Source organism: Nocardia sp. NPDC051787 (assembly GCF_040681325.1).
GTDB lineage: Bacteria > Actinomycetota > Actinomycetes > Mycobacteriales > Mycobacteriaceae > Nocardia.
The window spans coordinates 163,594-182,942 of the sequence record NZ_JBFAYO010000014.1; the positions used below are offsets into that span (position 1 = coordinate 163,594).

The 19,349-nt window shown below is 69.7% G+C and carries 7 protein-coding genes; all 7 read left to right on the forward strand.

Going from position 1 to position 19,349, the window contains the following annotated elements; translation table 11 throughout:
- Positions 1-3 precede the first annotated feature (3 nt).
- Positions 4-867 carry an alpha/beta hydrolase gene (locus AB0M45_RS17465; protein ID WP_364329508.1) on the forward strand — a complete coding sequence of 288 codons (864 nt, stop codon included), beginning with the start codon at positions 4-6 and terminating at the stop codon, positions 865-867.
- On the forward strand, positions 864-2,399 hold the full coding sequence (locus tag AB0M45_RS17470) for an aminotransferase class III-fold pyridoxal phosphate-dependent enzyme (RefSeq protein ID WP_364329512.1): 1,536 nt from the start codon (positions 864-866) through the stop codon (positions 2,397-2,399). The genes AB0M45_RS17465 and AB0M45_RS17470 overlap by 4 nt, the downstream gene beginning before the upstream one ends.
- A 29-nt stretch (positions 2,400-2,428) precedes the next feature.
- Positions 2,429-3,943 carry an FAD-binding protein gene (locus AB0M45_RS17475; RefSeq protein WP_364329515.1) on the forward strand — a complete coding sequence of 505 codons (1,515 nt, stop codon included), beginning with the start codon at positions 2,429-2,431 and terminating at the stop codon, positions 3,941-3,943.
- A gap of 30 nt (positions 3,944-3,973) precedes the next feature.
- Entirely contained in the window at positions 3,974-4,501 is a 528-nt protein-coding gene (locus AB0M45_RS17480) for a nuclear transport factor 2 family protein (RefSeq protein WP_364329518.1), read from the forward strand.
- Positions 4,502-4,580: 79 nt separating this feature from the next.
- Complete coding sequence (locus tag AB0M45_RS17485) at positions 4,581-5,369, forward strand: alpha/beta fold hydrolase (RefSeq protein WP_364329521.1); 789 nt, start codon at positions 4,581-4,583, stop codon at positions 5,367-5,369.
- Positions 5,370-5,597: 228 nt separating this feature from the next.
- Positions 5,598-18,836 (forward strand): type I polyketide synthase, encoded by a 13,239-nt coding sequence (locus AB0M45_RS17490; RefSeq protein WP_364329524.1) that lies wholly within the window; start codon positions 5,598-5,600, stop codon positions 18,834-18,836.
- A gap of 55 nt (positions 18,837-18,891) precedes the next feature.
- A partial coding sequence (locus tag AB0M45_RS17495) for a beta-ketoacyl synthase N-terminal-like domain-containing protein (protein WP_364329527.1) occupies positions 18,892-19,349 on the forward strand: 458 nt, incomplete at its 3' end.

A 19,349-nucleotide genomic window follows, 5' to 3' on the forward strand; every position in this document is an offset into this window, starting at 1 on the left:
CCGATGTCGCTGAAACGAATTGGCCTGGGCGAGTCGACTTTCGACGTCGATGTCGAGGGGCCCGCGGACGGCCCTGCGGTCCTGCTGCTGCACGGCTTCCCGCACAGCCGGTTGTCCTGGGCCGATGTCGCGCCGATCCTGCACCAGGCCGGGCTGCGCACCATCGCCCCGGACCAGCGTGGCTACTCCGACGATGCCCGCCCGGCGCGGGTGAGCGACTACGCGCTGCCGCATTTGGCCGCTGACGCGCTGGGGATCCTGGACGCGCTGGAAGTGGAGTCCGCCCACGTGGTCGGCCACGATTGGGGTGCGGCGGTGGCCTGGTACCTGGGCGCGCGCCACGCCGGCCGGGTGCGCAGTGTGGTCGCGCTGGCGATTCCGCATCTGGACGCGTACCAGCACGCGTACCGGGTCGACGACGAGCAGCAGCACAGTTCCCAGTACGTGGAATTCCTCATGTCCGAGGACGCGGCGGCGCAGTTCCTCGCCGACGATTCCGCCCAGTTGTGGGCGTGGTTCGCGCAGGCGGGGGAGGGGGTGCTCACGCCGGAGCAGGTGCGCCGGTACGTCACCAAGCACAGCGAGCCGGGCGTGCTCGACGCGGCGCTGAACTGGTATCGCGCCAACAACCTGCTCGGTGAGCCGTTCGGATTCGGTCCGGTCCCGGTCCCGGCGACGTTCGTGTGGAGCGTCACCGATACCGCCGTGAGCAAGCTCGCGGTCACGAAGACCGCCGAATACGTCACCGGACCGTATCGGCTGGTGACGCTGGAGAAGACGTCGCACTGGCAGCCGCAGCAGGCGCCGGAAACCGTGGCGGCGGAGATCGTGAACCTGGTTCGGCTCGAGGAGGTCGAGAACCGATGACAACGGTCGGAACCGAGCAGGAATACGCCGAACCCTACCTGCGTGGGGTGCTGGCCACGGCCGGGCTCGATGTCGAATACACGCGGGGCGAGGCGAACACCCTCTACTATCACCGCGACGGACAGGAAGTCGGGGTGCTCGACTTCGTCGGCGGATACGGCTCGACCCTGCTCGGGCACTCCAATCCCGAACTCATCGACTACGCCAGGGAACTGCTGGCCGGGCAGACGCCGATCCACGCCCAGTTCTCCCGCCACCCCTACGCCAATCGGGTGGCGGCCCAACTGAACCGAATCATCCAACGGGAACTGGACGCCGACGAGTCGTATTACGCGATCTTCGCAAACAGCGGCGCCGAAGCCATCGAAGCGGCGATGAAACATGCTGAGCTGGAACGGTTCTCGCGGATCGCCGAGTTGCGCGCCGAGATCGAGGCGAATGTCGCCGCCGCGCGCGCGTCGGTCGACAGCGGTGCGGTGCGGGAAGAGCGCATCGACGCGCTCGTGGCCGAAGTGAACGAGCACAACCAGGCATTGTTCGACAGCACACCGTTGTTCCTCACCCCGGTCGGCTCGTTCCACGGCAAGCTCGCCGGCAGTGTCCAGCTCACCTACAACCCGATCTATCGGGCGGTGTTCTCGGCATTGGCTGCCCAGGCGCGGTTCGTTCCCGTGGACGAACCTGGTGCGATCGACGAGGTGGTCAGATCCGAGAGCCGCGATCTGCGCGACCTTCAGGTCCAGGGTGATCGGCTGCGGGTGGTCGATCGGCCGTTCCCGGTGTTCTGCGCGGTGGTGCTCGAACCGATCCTCGGCGAGGGCGGAATTCACGAACTGCCGGCCGACTTCGCCAAAGACGTGGCCCGGGTCGCCGCCGACCTGGGCATCCCGGTCGTCATCGACGAGATCCAGAGCGGAATGGGACGCACCGGCGCGTTCCTGTCGAGCACCCACCTGGGCCTGCGCGGCGACTACTACGCCATGGCCAAGAGCCTCGGCGGCGGGATCGCCAAGTCCGCGGTCATGCTGGTGCGAGAGTCGCGTTACCAGCGCGATTTCGAGATGATGCACAGCTCGACCTTCGCCAAGGACAGCTTCTCGTGCCTGCTCGCCGAAAAGGTGCTGGCGATGCTCGAGGCGAATGACGGCGAGGTATACCGCCTGGCCGCCCAGCGCGGTACCGAACTGCTCACCGCGCTGCGCGCGCTGCAGGCGGAATTCCCGACCGTGCTCGCCGACGTGCGTGGAAGGGGCCTGATGGTCGGACTGGAATTCGCGGGCCAGGCCGGCTCCTCGTCGGAGGTGCTGCGGGAGCTCGACGGAAGTGGCTTCTTCGGCTACTACGTGTCCGGCTTTTTGTTGCGGGAGTACGACATTCGCACCTTCCCGACCTCGAGCGCGGTGTACACACTGCGTTTCGAGCCGTCGGTCTACATCGACGCGGCCGAAATCGAGCAGCTCATCACGGCCCTGCGGGACGTGTGCCGCGAGATCCGGGACGCGGGTGGACATCGTTTGGCGGCGATCGCCTGACCAGCAAGCAGCGGACAGAAGGAGAAGCAATGATCGAAACCTTCGATGTCGAGCGGGTAACGCCGGAGGACCCGAGATACGGCGTGCTCGGCGCGAGCTTCAACGGCCGGTGGATGGGCGCACCGGATTACGTGCTGCTGCCCAAGACGGCCGATGAAGCGGTCGAGTCGGTGCAGCACGTGCTCGACCGCGGCGTGCGGTTCGCGCTGCACAGCAGTGGCGCCTGCTACGAGGATCTGATCGCCAACCCCGGGAACAAGGTCATCATCAGCACCTCGCAGATGACATCGGTGGACTACGACCCGGAGCGGTCGGCCTTCGCCGTCGGGCCGGGCATCACCACCGCCGATCTGTACCGGAAACTGTACGAAGGATGGCATGTCACCGTCCCCGCCGGCGTCGGGCCGCCGGTCGCCCTGGGCGGGCAGCTGACCAACGCCGGATACGGTGCGTTGTCGCGGCAGCTCGGACACCTCGTCGACTACCTGGAGGCCGTCGAAGTGGTGGTCGCCGACGCGGACGGTCGTGCGCGCAAGGTGGTGGCGACCCGCCGGGCCGACGACCCGCACCGGGATCTGTGGTGGGCGCACACCGGCGGCGGTGGCGGCACCTTCGGTCTGGTCACCAAGTTCTGGCTGCGGTCGCCCGGCGCCGAGGGCAGTGACCCGGCCGGCCAGTTGCCTCCGGCGCCGCGGGAATTGATCGTTTCCGAGGTCGCCTTCTCGTGGGACGAGCTGAGCGAGGAGTCGTTCGGCAAGCTGCTGGGCAACTTCACCGCCTGGCATGAGCGTCATTCCGGACTCGACTCGCCGTATCTGAATCTGTTCAGCGCGCTCAAGCCCCGGCACATCTCGGCCGGTGAGTTCCTGATGTCTTCGCAGATCGACGCGGCTACCCCGAATGCCGAGCAGCTGCTCGACGATTTCCTCGCCGCGGTCACCGACGGCACCGGCCTGACCTACCGTGTCGAGGTGCGCGAGCGAGTCGACTGGCTCGTGCACGTGACCGCATGGGCCGGACTCGGTGGCGACGGCTGGGAAGGCAAGGGACGGTTCAAGGGCAAGTCGGCGTATCTGCGCACCGCCATGCCCGCCGATCAGGTGCGGGCGATGTATCGCCATCTCACCGACCCGGACTACGACAACCCCGCCACCCTGGTGGAGATCGCCGGATACGGTGGCCGGGTCAACACCGTAGATCCCTCGGATACGGCTGTGTCGCAACGTGATTCGGTGATCAAGTTGCTGTACGTGGTGATGTGGGCCACTGCGGAGGAGGATGCGGCCCACCTGGCCTGGACCCGCCGTTGGTACCGCGAGGTGTACGCCTCGACCGGCGGTGTTCCCGGGCTCGGCGGAGCCAACGACGGTGCGGTGCTCAACTACACCGACACCGATCCGCTCGACCCGGCGCTCAACGGTTCGTCGATCCCGTGGCATCAGCTGTATTTCGGCAGCGCCTACCCGCGGCTGCAGCAGATCAAGGCGAAGTGGGACCCGGCGAATCACTTCACCCACGCCCTGGCCGTGCGCGGCTCGGACTGACGAACTACCCGATCGACCTGGAGGCATCCGATGACATCGCTCGAGAAGATCGAGTACTTCGACCACCGTTACCGCGGTGCACGCGCCGATCTGGGCGGCTCGCTGCCCGGCGCCGACCAGATCGGCGACCTGATGGGCCGCTGGTACCAGGCGGTGAATTCCGCTGACATCGACACACAACTGTCGATGTGCACCGAGGACATCCTCGTGGAGGACCCGGCCATGTTCGGCCGGTTCAGCACGGGACACGCGGATTTCCGCCGCTTCGCCGAGATCACCTACACCGCGTTTCCCGATATGCGATTCGAGGCGACCGCCGCGCCACTGATCGCCTTGGACGGCAACCGCATCGTGATTCCGTGGCGGGGGTCCGGCACCCTCTCCGGGGGTATCTCGGGCTGGCCGCCGGAGCACCCCGAGCCGCCGGTCGCGGCAACCGGCCGCCGGTTCGATATGGAAGGCATGGATACCTACGAATTCCGTGACGGCCTGATCTGCTGGTGGCGCATCAGCTACGACAACTTCGAGATGTCCAAGCAGCTCGGGCTGATGTCCTGATGGTGCACGCCGGACGCCGCGCGGGTGAACTCGCGCGGCGCCCGGCACGGAATCCGATCGAGCAGAGCAAGGGATTCGCATGGCGGACAACCTTCGATTCGAAACACCGGCACGACCGGATCAACGCAAATGGATCCGCCGGTTCGGTCCGGGTGCCGACGCCCCGGATCGGCTGGTGTGTTTTCCCTATGCCGGCGGATCCGCGACCTATTTCCATCGTTTGATGCACGCGCTGGCACCGGAAATCGACGCGGTCGCCGTGCAGTACCCGGGACGGCAGGAACGCCGCACCGAAACCGTCATCGACGATATCGGCGAACAAGCCGATCATATTGCTTCCGCGGTAATTCCATGGATCGATCGGCCCACGGCATTCTTCGGGCACAGTATGGGCGCGATCCTCGCGTTCGAAGTGGCGGCCCGACTGGAAGCTGCCGGTGCCGAGCTCATCGAGCTGTTCGTCTCGGGGCGGCGCGGGCCCGGTACCAGCCGGGACGAGACGACCTACCTGGCCGGTGACGAGGAACTGCTGGCCGACGTGGCCCGTCTCGGCGGGACCGAATCGACTGCGCTGACCGACCCTGACATCGCGGCGATGATCCTGCCAGCCCTCCGCGGCGACTACCGCGCGATCGAACGCTATCGGTGGGCGGGCGGGCCGCGATTGCGATGTGGCATCACAGCTTTCACCGGCGATGCGGATCCCAAGGCATCCGTCGAGGAGGTCTCGGAGTGGCGGTCGCACACGAGCGGCATGTTCGAGATGCGGCAGTTCCCGGGTGGACATTTCTTCGTCAATCAGCACGCCGATGCGATCACGGCCGCGATCCGAGAGCGGGTCACCGGCCGCCGGGCGCGGACTCGATAATCGGCAGGTAATCGGGACCCATAATTCGATACGCCGCGTACCGGACGGTCGCGGCGTATTTGCTGTGTGCGGAAGTCGACGCCGTCTGTAACTCCGCGATTACCAATGGATTACCGGCGCGTGCTGAGCGAATTACCGAGTTGTGCCACATGTTTGGTTACGTTGAAGTCACGCCCTCGACGGCGAGAGTGTCAACCATATCCCGTGGCGACAAAGGGGAGAGTTGTTTTGAGTTCGACACCTGTAACCGACAATGCCGAAATCGCCGTCATCGGATTCTCGTGCCGCCTTCCTCAGGCCGATGGCCCGGCAGCGTTCTGGGAACTGTTGCGGTCGGGAACCAGCGCCATCTCCTCCTGGCCGCAGAACCGGATGCAGTTCACCGACTCGGCGGGCCGGCCGCAGCGGCGCGGTGCGTTTCTCGCCGACGTCGAGGGATTCGACGCCGCGTTCTTCGGGATCTCCCCGCGCGAGGCCGCCGCGATGGATCCACGGCAGCGCCTGGTCCTCGAACTGGCCTGGGAGGCATGGGAAGACGCCGGCACCCGGCCCGACGACCTGCGCGGCAGCGACGCCGCGGTCTTCGTGGGTACCCACCGCGACGACTACGCGACGCTGCTCGGGACACTGCCCGACGATGCGATCACCCATCACACGCTGACCGGTGTGAGCCGGGGTGTGATCGCCAATCGGATCTCGTACTTCCTCGGCGTGCACGGACCGAGTCTGACAATTGATTCGGCGCAGTCATCGGCCCTGGTGGCCGTGCACCTGGCGTGCCAGAGTCTGCGCGCGGGCGAGGCGTCCACAGCGCTGGTGGCGGGCGTGAACCTGCACCTGTCCGCGGCCGCCGCGGTGGCAACCGAACGATTCGGCGGCCTCTCGCCGAGCGGCACCTCCGCCGCGTTCGACGCGCGCGCCGACGGTTTCGTGCGCGGTGAAGGCGGGGTCGTGCTGCTGCTCAAACCGCTGGCCGCCGCGGTGGCGGCTGGTGACCGTATTCACGGTGTGATCCGGGGGAGCGCGGTCAACAACGACGGTGCGACCGATGGGCTGACGGTACCGGGGCCGGCCGCCCAGGAGGAGGTCCTGCGGGAAGCGTATCGGCGTGCCGGGGTGACCGCCGAGCAGGTCCAGTACGTCGAAACACACGGCACCGGCACGCCGGTCGGTGACCCGATCGAAGCGGCCGCACTCGGCGCGGTGCTGGGTGCCCGACGGGCGCATCCGCTGCCGATCGGATCGGTGAAGACCAACATCGGGCATCTGGAAGGCGCGGCGGGGCTGGCAGGTCTGCTCAAAGTGCTGCTCTGCCTCCGGCACCGGCAGCTGCCACCCAGCCTGAACTTCTCGGTCGCGAACCCCGCCATACCGCTCGATCAACTCGGTCTCACTGTCCAGACTCAGCTTTCGGCATGGCCGGATTCCGGCGCGCCGCTCGTGGCCGGGGTGAGTTCATTCGGGATGGGCGGCACGAACTGCCACGTCGTTGTCGGGGAGGGACCGGAGGTTTCGGCACCGAGCGAGCCGCGCCGCCCCCTCGCGGTCGTGCCATGGGTGCTCTCGGCGCGCACCCCGGAGGCGTTGGCGAGCCAGGCGAAACGATTGCAGGACGTGGCCGCCGAGCACGAACCCGCCGATGTAGGATGGTCACTCGCACGCACCAGAACGAGCTTCGATCACCGCGCCGTGGTCACCGCGGCCGGCGGCCCGGCCTTGCGACGCGCACTGGCGGCACTGGCGGACGGATCGCCGTCCGCGCAGGTCAGCACCGGTGCGGTCGAACCAGGCGAGCTGGCAGTGATGTTCTCTGGCCAGGGCAGTCAGCGGACCGCCATGGGTCTGCGGCTGTATCGCGAATTCCCCGTCTTCGCGGCGGAGTTCGATGCCGTCGCGGCGCATCTCGACCCGGCTCTCGACCGGCCGCTGCGCACCGTCATCGCCACCGGCGACGGCCTCGATCAGACCGGCTACGCCCAGCCCGCGTTGTTCGCGCTGCAGGTGGCGCTGTATCGGCTGGTGCAATCATGGGGAATCACACCGGAATTCGTCGCTGGGCACTCCATCGGTGAGATCGCCGCGGCGCACGTGGCCGGGGTGCTCTCGCGCGCGGACGCGGCCACGCTGGTGGCGGCGCGCGGTCGGCTCATGCAGGCGCTGCCCAGTGGCGGTGCGATGATCGCGCTCGAAGCCACCGAAGCCGAGATCGCGCCACTGCTGGCCGGCAATCCCGATCTCGGGATCGCCGCGATCAACGGGCCGCGCGCGGTCGTGGTCGCCGGGCAGGAGGCCGGAGTGCTCGACATCGCCGCGCGGGTCGCCGAATGGGGACGAAAAGTCAAGCGGCTACGCGTTTCCCACGCCTTCCACTCGCCACTGATGGCCCCGATGCTCGATGAGTTCGCCGCGGTGGTAGGAGCCCTGCGCTTCGAGCAGCCCCGCCTGCGGGCGGTGTCCTCGGTGACCGGCGGTGCGGCGGCGGAGTGGGCATCGGCCGACTATTGGGTCGAGCACATCCGGCGGCCGGTCCGGTTCCTCGACGCCGTCCGGGCGCTGGAAACCCACGGCGTCACGAAGGTTCTCGAACTCGGACCGGACGGGGTGTGCTCGGCGCTGATCGCCGACGCGGTGGTCCTCCCGGAGCGGATGACCGCTGTCCCGGCGTTGCGGCAGGAGCGGGACGAGCCCGGCACGCTCGTGGCGGCCGCCGCGCAACTGCATGTGCGGGGCGTGCTGGTCGATTGGCCCGCACTGTTTTCCGATGCGAACGCCCGAACCGTGGACCTGCCGACGTATCCGTTCCAGCGCCGCCGGTACCCCCTGGCCGAAGGTCCGGCCGGAATCGGCCACGGGCCTGGGCGCCCGGACGAGGGTGCGCGCCTCGATCGCCAGGCGACGTACGACGTCGGCGGGGACGGCCGCGAGCCGTCCGGCGATGAGCCGACTCCCGCTGTGGCGGCCATCGATGCCGCCGCGCTGGTGACCGGCCACGTCCGGGCCGTCCTCGGTTTCGACGGTTCGGAACGGGTCGACCCGCACGCCCGCTTCCGCGACCTGGGATTCGATTCACTGCTCGGGGTGGAGCTGCGCAAGGCCCTTGCTCGCGCCACCGGCCTGTCCCTGCCGGGCGGGCTGTTGTTCGACTACCCGACCCCCGCGGCGTTGATCGAGTACCTGGAAGGCAAGCTGACCGGGACGGCACACGGCGGCGACCGGCCCGAGATCGTCGCGGCGGTTGCCGACGATCCGATCGCCATCGTCGGTATGGCTTGCCGATACCCCGGTGGTGTCACCGGACCCGACGAGCTGTGGCGGGTGGTGACCAACGGCGTCGACGCCATCACCGAGTTTCCCACCGACCGCGGTTGGGACGACGCGTTGTTCGACGCGTCACCGGATCGGGCCGGTGCCAGCTACGTCCGGCGCGGCGGCTTCCTGGCGGACGTCGGCCGGTTCGACGCGGCGCTGTTCGGCATCTCGCCGCGCGAAGCGCTCGCCATGGACCCGCAACAGCGGCTGCTGCTCGAAACATCGTGGGAGGCAATCGAGCACGCGAGCATTGATCCGCAGTCGCTGACCGGGACGCGGACCGGGGTATTCGTCGGCGCCACCACTTCCGACTACGGGCCGCGCATGTACGCGCCCTCGGCAGGCACCGACGGGTATGTGCTGACCGGCACCGCGCCCAGCGTGATGTCCGGTCGCATCGCCTACCAGCTGGGTCTGCTCGGGCCGGCGTTGACGGTGGACACCGCGTGCTCGTCGTCGCTGGTCGCCGTTCACCTCGCGGTGCGGTCACTGCGGGCGGGCGAGTCGACGCTGGCTCTGGCCGGTGGCGTTGCCGTGATGGCCAATCCCGGGATGTTCGTGGAGTTCTCGCGCCAGCGCGGGCTCGCGCCCGATGGGCGCTGCAAGCCGTTCGCCGCGGCCGCCGACGGGACCGCGTGGGCAGAGGGCGTCGGGGTGCTGGTGCTCGAACGACTCTCCGATGCCCGCCGCAACGGACACCGCGTGCTGGCGCTGATCCGCGGCACCGCCATCAACCAGGACGGCGCGTCCAACGGCTTGACCGCGCCGAACGGTCCCGCGCAGCAACGGGTCATCGGCTCGGCGCTCGCCGATGCGGGCCTGGCCCCCGGTGTGGTCGATGCGGTGGAGGCCCACGGCACCGGTACCGCGCTCGGCGATCCGATCGAGGCCGACGCCATCCTCGCCACCTACGGTGCGCACCGCGACGCGGGCGCACCGCTGTATCTCGGGTCGCTGAAGTCGAATATCGGGCACACGCAGGCGGCTGCCGGTGTCGGTGGCGTGATCAAGATGGTGCAGGCCATGCGACACGGCCTGTTGCCGAGGACATTGCACGTCGACGCGCCCACCCCGCATGTCGACTGGTCGTCGGGCAGCGTGGAGTTGCTGGCACAGGAGCGTGCGTGGCCGCGTGGTGACCGTCCGCGCCGCGCCGGTGTGTCCTCGTTCGGGATCAGCGGGACGAACGCGCATCTGGTCCTCGAAGAAGCCGAGCAGGAAGTACACGCGACCGCGACCGAGCCGTCCGACACCACGTGGCCGGTGCCGTGGTTGCTGTCCGGCCGCGATCGCAACGCCCTGCGTGCCCAGGCGGGCAGGCTGGCGGAATTCGCTGCCGCCCGGCCGGATACGCCGGTCGGCACGGTCGCGCACTCGCTGGTGCGGACGCGGGCGCTGCTGCCCGAGCGTGCCGTCGTGCTGGGGCGTACCCACGCGGACTTGCGCGCCGGCTTGGCCGCGCTGCGCGACGGGGCCGACGCGCCACACCTGGTATCGGGACGAGCTGCCCGGCCTGCTCGCACCGCGTTCCTGTTCACCGGGCAAGGTGCCCAGCACATCGGTATGGGCCAGCAGCTGTATGAGCGTTCCGCGGTGTTCGCGACCGCGTTCGACGAGGTCTGCGCGGCGTTCGAACCGTGGCTGCCGTTGCCGCTGCGCGATGTCGTGCTCGGTGACGCCGAAGCGCTCGACCGCACCGAGTACACCCAACCCGCGCTGTTCGCGGTGGAGGTCGCGCTGGCCGCGCTGTGCCGGCATGCCGGCCTGGTTCCCGATGTCGTTGCGGGTCATTCGATCGGTGAACTCGCAGCCGCGCACGTCGGCGGCGTCATCGGATCGGGCGATGCCGCGAAGCTGGTCGCCGCCCGCGGCCGGCTCATGCAGGCGGCCAGGGCGGGCGGGTCGATGGTCGCGATCGGCGCGCCCGCCGGCGAGGTGGCCGAGTCCATCGCCGGCCGCCCGGTCGACATCGCGGCGGTGAACGGACCCACCTCGGTCGTCATCTCCGGTGACACCGATGCCGTGACGGCCGTCGCGGACGAATGGCGGCGTGCCGGCCATCGGACCCACACCCTGCGGGTCAGCCACGCGTTCCACTCGGCGCACATGGACGACGCCCTGGATGAATTCCGGCGGATCGCCGAATCGGTCTCGTTCAGCGAACCGGCGATTCCATTGGTCTCTTCGCTGGCGCCGGCCAGCGCCACGGTGACCTCCCCCGAGCACTGGGTGCGCCAGTTGCGCGGCACCGTGCGGTTCCTCGACACCGTCCGCCACCTCGAGCGCGAGGACATCCGGGTGTTCGTCGAGATCGGACCGGACGCGGTGCTCACCGCCATGGCGCGGGAATCCTTCGAAGCACCGGCCTCGGTCGCGATTTCCCTGCTGCGCGCCGGACGTGCCGAGGACGAGACCTTCGTGGCCGGTATCGCCACCGCGCACGTGCACGGCGCGCCCGCCGACCTGACCGCACTGGTCGAATCTCCCACGGCTCCCGTCGAATTGCCGACCTATGCGTTCCAGCGCAGCAGCTACTGGCTGCGCGGCGCCACCGAACGCGTGGAGGGACATCCGATCCTGACCACCCGGGTGGACCGGGCCGATCGAGACGAGGTGTTGTTCAGCGGCCGGCTGACCGCCGCCGAGCACGGCTGGTTGCGCGATCACGCCATCGCCGGGTCGGCGATCGTGCCCGCGACCGCGTTCGTCGATCTCGCGATCACCGCCGCCGACCGGCTCGGGGCCGATCAGGTGTCGGAAGTGGTGGTGGAAGCCGCGCTTGCGTTCGGCGGACCCGTCGAAGTGCAGCTGATCGCCGAGGCCGCCGATGCCTCCGGGCGGCGGGCCTTCACGATCCATGCCCGGTCCGCCGGCGACGGGGACTGGTCCCGGCACGCCTCCGGTTTCCTCGACGCCGAGGCCCCGCCCGCGCGCATCCTCGACGGTGCGTGGCCGCCGCCGGATGCCGTCGAACAGCCGATCGAGCGCGCGTATGACCAACTCGCCCAGCGCGGTTACCAGTACGGCGCGGCGTTCCGGTGCCTGACCCGCGTCTGGCGGCGCGAGGACGAACTGTTCGCCGAGGTCCGCCTGCCCGACGGCTTCGATGATGCCGGGCGCTATGGGATCCACCCCGCCCTGTTCGACGCCGTGCTGCATCCGCTGGTACTCGACTTCGCCGAGGGCGCGAACACCGGCGAGATGCTGTTGCCGTACGCGTTTTCCACTGTGCGCGTATTCCATTCGGGCGCCCGCGCGTTGCGTGCCCGGCTGGCCCGGACCGGCCCGGCCTCGGTCGAGCTCACCGTCGCGACCGACGACGCCGAGCAGGTCGCCACGGTCGGGGCACTCGACTTCCGGCCGACAGCCACCACCGGCTTCGTGGCCCGGCCGCCGCTGTACGCCGTTGCCTGGCAGCCGTTGCCGGATACCGCCGGGCGGGAAGAAGCTCGCAGCGTAGCCATCGGCGATCCGGAGACGACCCACGCCCATGTCGTCGCCGTCGTGCTCGAGCCCGGCCGCACCCCGGAACAGGTACACGCGGCGACGGTGCACGCGACCGAATCGATCCAGCGCTGGCTCGCCCAGGAACAGCCCACCGGGTCGGCGCTGCTGCTGATCACGCACGGCGCGGTCGCCACCACCAGCACAGAGCAGGTCACCGACCTCGCCGGTGCCGCGGTGTGGGGACTCGGACGGGTCGCGGCCACCGAGAACCCCGGACGGATCCTGGTGCTCGATATCCCTGCCGAGACCGAGATCGGCGACTGGCCGGCAATCGCCGCGGCCACCGGCGAAAGCCAGCTCGCCGTCCGCGACGGCGCACTGCGCATTCCCCGGCTGACCACGCGAACAACGGAATTCGCGGAAGAACCGGTCCGATCCGACGGCACGGTGCTGATCACCGGCGGCACCGGCGGACTCGGCGCGCTGTTCGCCCGGCACCTGGCCGCCGAACACGGGATACGGCACCTGATGCTGGTCAGCCGCCGCGGTCCCGCGACACCCGGGGTCGAGGAGCTGATCGCCGACCTGCGCGCGGCCGGGGCGAGCGCCGACGTGCTCGCGGCGGATATGGCCGATCCGGCGGCGGTGGCCGAGGTGCTCGCGGCGATCCCGTCCGACCGGCCACTGCGCGCGGTGATCCATGCCGCAGGCACACTCGCCGACGCGATGATCGATTCGCTCGACGCGGAGCAGATTCACGCCGTGCTGCGCCCGAAGGTCGACGCCGCCTGGCATCTGCACGAGGCGACGGTGGACCTGGATCTCGACGCGTTCATCCTGTTCTCCTCGCTGTCGGGCACCGTCGGCATGGCCGGGCAGGGTAACTACGCCGCGGCCAACGCCTACCTCGACGGGCTCGCCGCGCACCGGACCGCACTCGGTCTGCCCGCCCGCGCCCTGGCGTGGGGGTTGTGGGATACCGCCGTCGGAATGGGGGCGAGTCTGGCCGCCGCCGATATCGAGCGCTGGAAACGCATCGGTGCCCCGCCGCTGACCGTCGACCAAGGGCTGGCGCTGTTCGACGCGGCCCTGGGCAGCCCGGATGCGGTCGTCGTCGCGGCGACCATCGATTCCGGTGTGCCCGCCGCGGCGGCTCCGGTCATCCTGCGTGCACCGGTCCGCCGGGCGAGCCGGACCGCAGAGGGCGCGTGGGCCGATCGCATCGCCGCGCTCGAGGACGGCGAGCGCGCCGACGCGATTCTGGACTATGTGTTGCAGGCGAGCGCGGCCGTGCTCGGCCACGCCTCCACCGCCGACCTCGACGCCGACACCGCGTTCCGGGAACTCGGGTTCGACTCCCTGGCCGGTCTGGAGCTGCGCAACCGCGTCGGTGCCGATACCGGCTTCGCGCTGCCCGCGACCATCGTCTTCGACCATCCATCGCCGACGGCGCTGGCCGGCCACCTCGGCGGCCTCCTTCGACCGCAGCGGCGCGCGGCCACCGTGGCGGCGACGACCACGACCGTCGACGACGACCCGATCGTGATCGTCGGCATGGCCTGCCGCTATCCCGGCGGGGTGCGCAGTCCCGAGCAGCTGTGGCGGCTGGTCGCCGACGGCGTCGACGCCATCAGCGAGTTCCCGGCCAACCGCGGCTGGAACCTCGACGAGCTCTACGACCCGAACGCGCAACGACCGGGCACCTCGTCGACCAAGCACGGCGGCTTCCTGCACGACGCCGACCTGTTCGACGCGGAGTTCTTCGGAATCTCCCCGCGCGAAGCGACCGCGATCGACCCACAGCAGCGACTGCTGCTCGAGACGGCCTGGGAGGCACTGGAATACGCCGCGATAGACCCGGCGAACATCCGGGGCAGCCGCACCGGGGTGTTCACCGGCGCCATGTACGACGACTACGCGGTCCGCGTGCAGGGCGCGGCAGGCGAGTTCGAGGGCCTGCTGCTGGCGGGCAACCTCTCCAGCGTGGTGTCGGGCCGGCTGTCCTACACCTTCGGTTTCGAAGGGCCGGCGATCACGGTGGACACGGCCTGCTCGTCGTCGCTGGTCGCCCTGCATCTGGCGGCGCAATCCCTGCGCCGGGGCGAATGCGATCTCGCCCTGGCCGGTGGTGTGACCGTGATGTCCACCCCGAACACCTTCGTCGAGTTCTCGCGTCAGCGTGGCCTGTCGGCCGATGGCCGGTGCAAGGCGTTCGCTGCGGCGGCCGACGGCACCGGATGGTCGGAGGGCGCGGGGTTGCTGGTGCTGCAACGACTCTCGGATGCGAAGTCGGCCGGGCGGGAAGTCCTGGCGGTGCTGCGGGGTACGGCGGTGAACCAGGACGGCGCGTCCAACGGTTTGACCGCGCCGTCGGGTCCGGCGCAGGAGCGAGTGATCCGGGCGGCGCTGGCCGACGCGGCGCTGTCGGCCGCCGATGTCGATGTCGTGGAAGGACATGGGACCGGTACCCGGTTGGGGGATCCGATCGAGGCTCGGGCATTGCTGGCGACCTATGGAAGCGACCGGCAGGCGGACCGGCCGTTGTGGCTTGGATCGTTGAAATCGAATATCGGGCACTCGCAGGCGGCCGCGGGTGTCGGTGGCGTGATCAAGATGATCGAAGCCATGCGGCGCGGCATTCTGCCGAAGAGCTTGCACGCCGAAGTGCCATCGCCCGACGTCGATTGGTCGGCGGGTGCGGTGGAGCTGCTGACCGAACAGCGCCAGTGGCCCGACACCGGCGCACCGCGGCGAGCCGGAGTGTCGTCCTTCGGCGTGAGCGGCACAAACGCTCACGTCATCATCGAACAACCACTCCCGCAACCCGCGAACCCCGGCACCCCCGACCAGCCGGTGCCCTGGGTTCTGTCGGCCAAGGACGATTCCGCGCTGCGTGAGATGGCCGCACGGCTGCGCGACCACCTCGACGAAACCGGTGCCGGCCCCGCCGATATCGGATTCACCCTGGCGACCGGACGGACCCGCCACGACGTGCGCGCCGCGTTCACCGGTGACCGCGCCGAGCTCGCCCAGGCACTCGACGATCTGGCCCAGGACCGGCCGAATACCGCGGTGGTGCTGGCTCGCCGCGGATCGCGCGCCAAACTGGGCTTCTTGTTCACCGGCCAGGGCAGCCAGCGGCTCGGGATGGGCCGCGAGTTGTACAACACCTCACGGACTTTCGCCGAAGCCTTCGACGCGGTCTGCGCGCACCTGGACCCGGGGCTGGTCCGCCCGTTGCGCGAGGTGATGTTCGCTCCGGTCGGCTCCGCGGACTCGGCGTTGCTCGACCAGACCCACTTCGCCCAAGCCGCACTGTTCGCCGTCGAAACGGCGCTCCACCGGACGGTCGAAAGTTACGGCGTGCGCCCGGACTACCTGACCGGTCACTCGATCGGGGAGGTCGCCGCCGCGCACGCCGCCGGTGTATTCGACCTGGCCGATGCCGCCGCGCTGGTCGCCACGCGGGGACGGCTCATGCAGGCGGCCCGATCGCACGGGGTGATGATCGCTGTCGAGGCCACCGAGGCCGAGCTCGACCAGACGCTGGCCGGGTACGGCGGAGCCGTGGTGATCGCCGCGGTGAACGGTCCGCGCTCGACCGTGCTCTCCGGCGACGCCGACGCCGCGACCGCGGTTGCCGCCGTGTGGCGCGAGCGTGGCCGCAAGGTGCGCCAACTTCCGGTCAGCCATGCTTTCCACTCACCGCACATGGACGATGTCCTCGGCGAATTCCACGCCGCCATCGCGGATCTGAAATTCCGCCCGCCGGCAATCCCGTTGGTGTCCAACGTGTCCGGCGAGCTGGCCGACGCCGCTGACCTGACCGACCCCGGGTACTGGGTGCGGCACATTCGCCGGCCGGTCCGGTTCCTCGACGGCATCAAGTGGCTGGAACGTGCCGGCGTCACCGACTTCCTCGAGATCGGTCCGGACGGCGTGCTTTCAGCGCTTACGCAGCAGACGCTCAGCACGGCCGACGGAATCGCCGCACCCGTACTGCGCAGCGGCAGGTCCGAGCGGCGGACCCTCATGACGGCGCTGGCCTCCGTCGGAATGCGTGGTCACCGGGTGAACTGGGACGCCATCTACCCTGGCGCCCGCCGGGTGGCGCTGCCCACCTATCCTTTCCGAGGCAAGCGGTATTGGCTCGAAGCATCCGGTCGGGCAGCGAATATCGCGGGTCTCGGCCTCGGCGCCGTCGAACACGAACTGCTCGGCGCGGCCGTCCCGATCGCGAACCGCGACGAGATCCGATTCACCGCCCGGTTGGGGGTCGAGTCGCTGTCGTGGCTGGCCGATCACGCCATCGACGGTGTGGCCGTGCTGGCGGGCACCGCGCTCGTCGATATGGTCCTGCACGCGGGGAGCCAGGCCGGCTGCGACGAGCTGGCGGAGTTGACCATCGGCGCACCGCTCACGCTGCCCTCCGGCGGGGTCACCGTGCAGGTCGGGATCGGCCTGCCCGACGAACAGGGACGCCGACCCGCAGAGGTGCATTCGCGCCGCACCGGCGATGGCGAATGGGTCACGCACGCGACCGGTTTCGTGGTTCCCGCCGGTGCGGAGCGCACCGGTGCGCGTATCGCCGCGATCGCCGATGCGGAGATCGATCTCAGCGGCGTCTACCAGCGGCTCCACCAGCTCGGCTACCACTACGGGCCCGCGTTCCAGGGATTGCGGCGGGTGCGCCGCGACGACGGCGCGCTGGTCGTCGAGGTCGAGCTCCCCGAGCCGCGGCACAACGACCGCGTGGACCTGCATCCGGCGCTGCTCGACGCGGCCCTGCACGCGCTGCTGCCGGGGGTCGCCGACGACAGTGCGCAGTCCTGGCTGCCTTTCGCCTGGGGCGGTGTGCGCATCCACGCCACCGGCGCGACCGCGCTGCGGGTGCGGATCGGCATCGACGAGGCGGGCACCGATTCGCTGCGGGTGTCACTGCGGGCCGACGACCTGGCCGGGTCCCCGGTCGTCACGGTCGAATCGCTGGTACTGCGCCCGAGGTCGGCGGCCACCACGGGCACCGAGGTCGACGGGCTGCTCGTCCCGCGGTGGCGGCCGGTGCCGACCGACCGCGACAGTGTCGGCGTGCAGGTCATCGAGGCACCGACCGGCGGGCCGAAAGCGGTGCTCGGCGCGACCTTGGAAACCGTCCGCGACTGGCTGGCCCGGTCCGAGGGGCAGCGGCTGGCCATCGTCACCGCGGCAGGGGAGCTGGGCCAGGCCGGTGTCCGCGGGCTCGTGCGGTCGGCGGCGGCGGAGAATCCGGGGCGGATCACCGTCGTCGAAATCGATGGGTCCGAGCGTTCGCGCGAGCTCGTGGATTCCGCCGCGCGATCCGGTGAACCGCACGTCGCCATCCGCGACGGTCATGTGGTCGCCGCCCGGCTCGAACGAGTGCGGCAGGTCGCCGGACCGGCGCCGGACTGGACCGGCGGCACGGTCCTGATCACCGGTGGCACCGGCGCATTGGGTGCGCTGCTGGCCCGTCATCTGGTCACTCGACATGGCGCGCGGGATCTGCTGCTGATCAGCCGGCGCGGCGACCGGGCACCGGGCGCGGCCGAATTGATCTCGGAACTCACCGCATCGGGCGCGCGGGTCGCCGTCGCGGCCGCCGATGCCGCCGACCGTGACGCGCTGGCGGCCGCGATCGGCGATCGCCGGATCGGCGCGGTCGTGCACACCGCCGGTATCACCGACGACGGCGTCGTCACGGCCATGACCCGAGATCAGCTCGACCGGGTGCTGCGGCCGAAGCTCGACGCGGCATGGAATCTGCACGAGCTCACCCTCGACCACTCTTCGGCGGCGTTCGTGCTGTACTCCTCGGTCGCCGGACTGCTGGGCACGGCGGGTCAGGCGAACTACGCGGCCGCCAACGCCTATCTCGACGGCCTTGCCGAGTACCGGCACGGGCTGGGTCTGCCCGCGACCTCGCTGGCGTGGGGCCTGTGGACCGGGACCAGTGAGTTGAGCGGCCACCTGGCCGATGTGGATCTGCGGCGGCTCGCCCGCTCGGGGCTGCTGCCGCTGGATCCGGCCGAGGCACTGGAACTGTTCGACGCCGCCGTGCGGACGGGGGAGCCGGTGCTCGCTGTGACACGGCTCGACCAGGATGCGTTGCGCGCCAACGAGTCCGGTGTGCCCCCGCCCTTGCGCGAGCTGGTCCGTATCCGGGTGCGCCGCGTCGCCGCCTCGACCGCCGAAGCGGATCTGCCGCGCCGGCTCGCCGGGCTCGAACCCGGCGCTAGGACCCAGACGCTCGTCGAATTCGTGCGGGCGCGGGCCGCGGCGGTGCTCGGCCACGGTGACGACACGATGGTCACCCGGGACCGGCCGTTCCAGGAGCTCGGTTTCGACTCGCTCATGGCCGTCGAGCTGCGCAACGAACTGGGCAAGGCGCTGGGTGTATCCCTGCCCGCGACGCTGATTTTCGATCACGCCAACCCGGCGGCGCTGGCCGAGCATCTGCTCGGGCAGCTCGGATTCGAGACGGAGTCGTCGGAAGTGCCGGTGCTGGAACTGATCGACAAACTGCGGCCGGGCATCACCGCCGCCCTCACCGATACCTCGACCGGCCACGCGGCGGTGATCGCGGCACGGCTGCGCGAACTGCTGGGCATGGTCACCACCGATACCGATTTCGATGGCGATCTCGATTCGGCGACCGACGACGAGCTCTACGCGCTCGTCGACGAGCTCGACTGAATTTCACCGACACACCTGCTCGCTTCTTTCGACGTGATGTGAAAGGCAATGACCGATGGCCGACCAGGCGAAGCTGCGCGAATACCTCAAGCGAGCGATCGCGGATTCTCACCAGGCCCGCAAGCAGTTGGCGGCGGTCGAGGAATCCATGCGCGAGCCGATTGCCGTCGTGGGTGTGGGTTGTCGTTATCCGGGTGGGGTGGCCGACGCCGCGGGACTGTGGGACTTGGTATCTCGTGGCGCGGACGCGGTATCGGACTTTCCGGTGAATCGGGGCTGGGATCTGGGGACGCTGTTCGACAGTGACGCCGGACGGCCGGGGCGGTCGTATTGCCGCGGCGGCGGGTTCTTGCTGGATGCGGATTTGTTCGATGCGGGATTCTTCGGGTTGTCACCGCGGGAGGCATTGGCGGTGGACCCGCAGCAGCGGTTGTTGCTGGAGACCGGATGGGAAGCATTGGAGTCGGCGGGGGTGGTGCCGCGAACCTTGCGAGGGACGCGTACCGGTGTGTT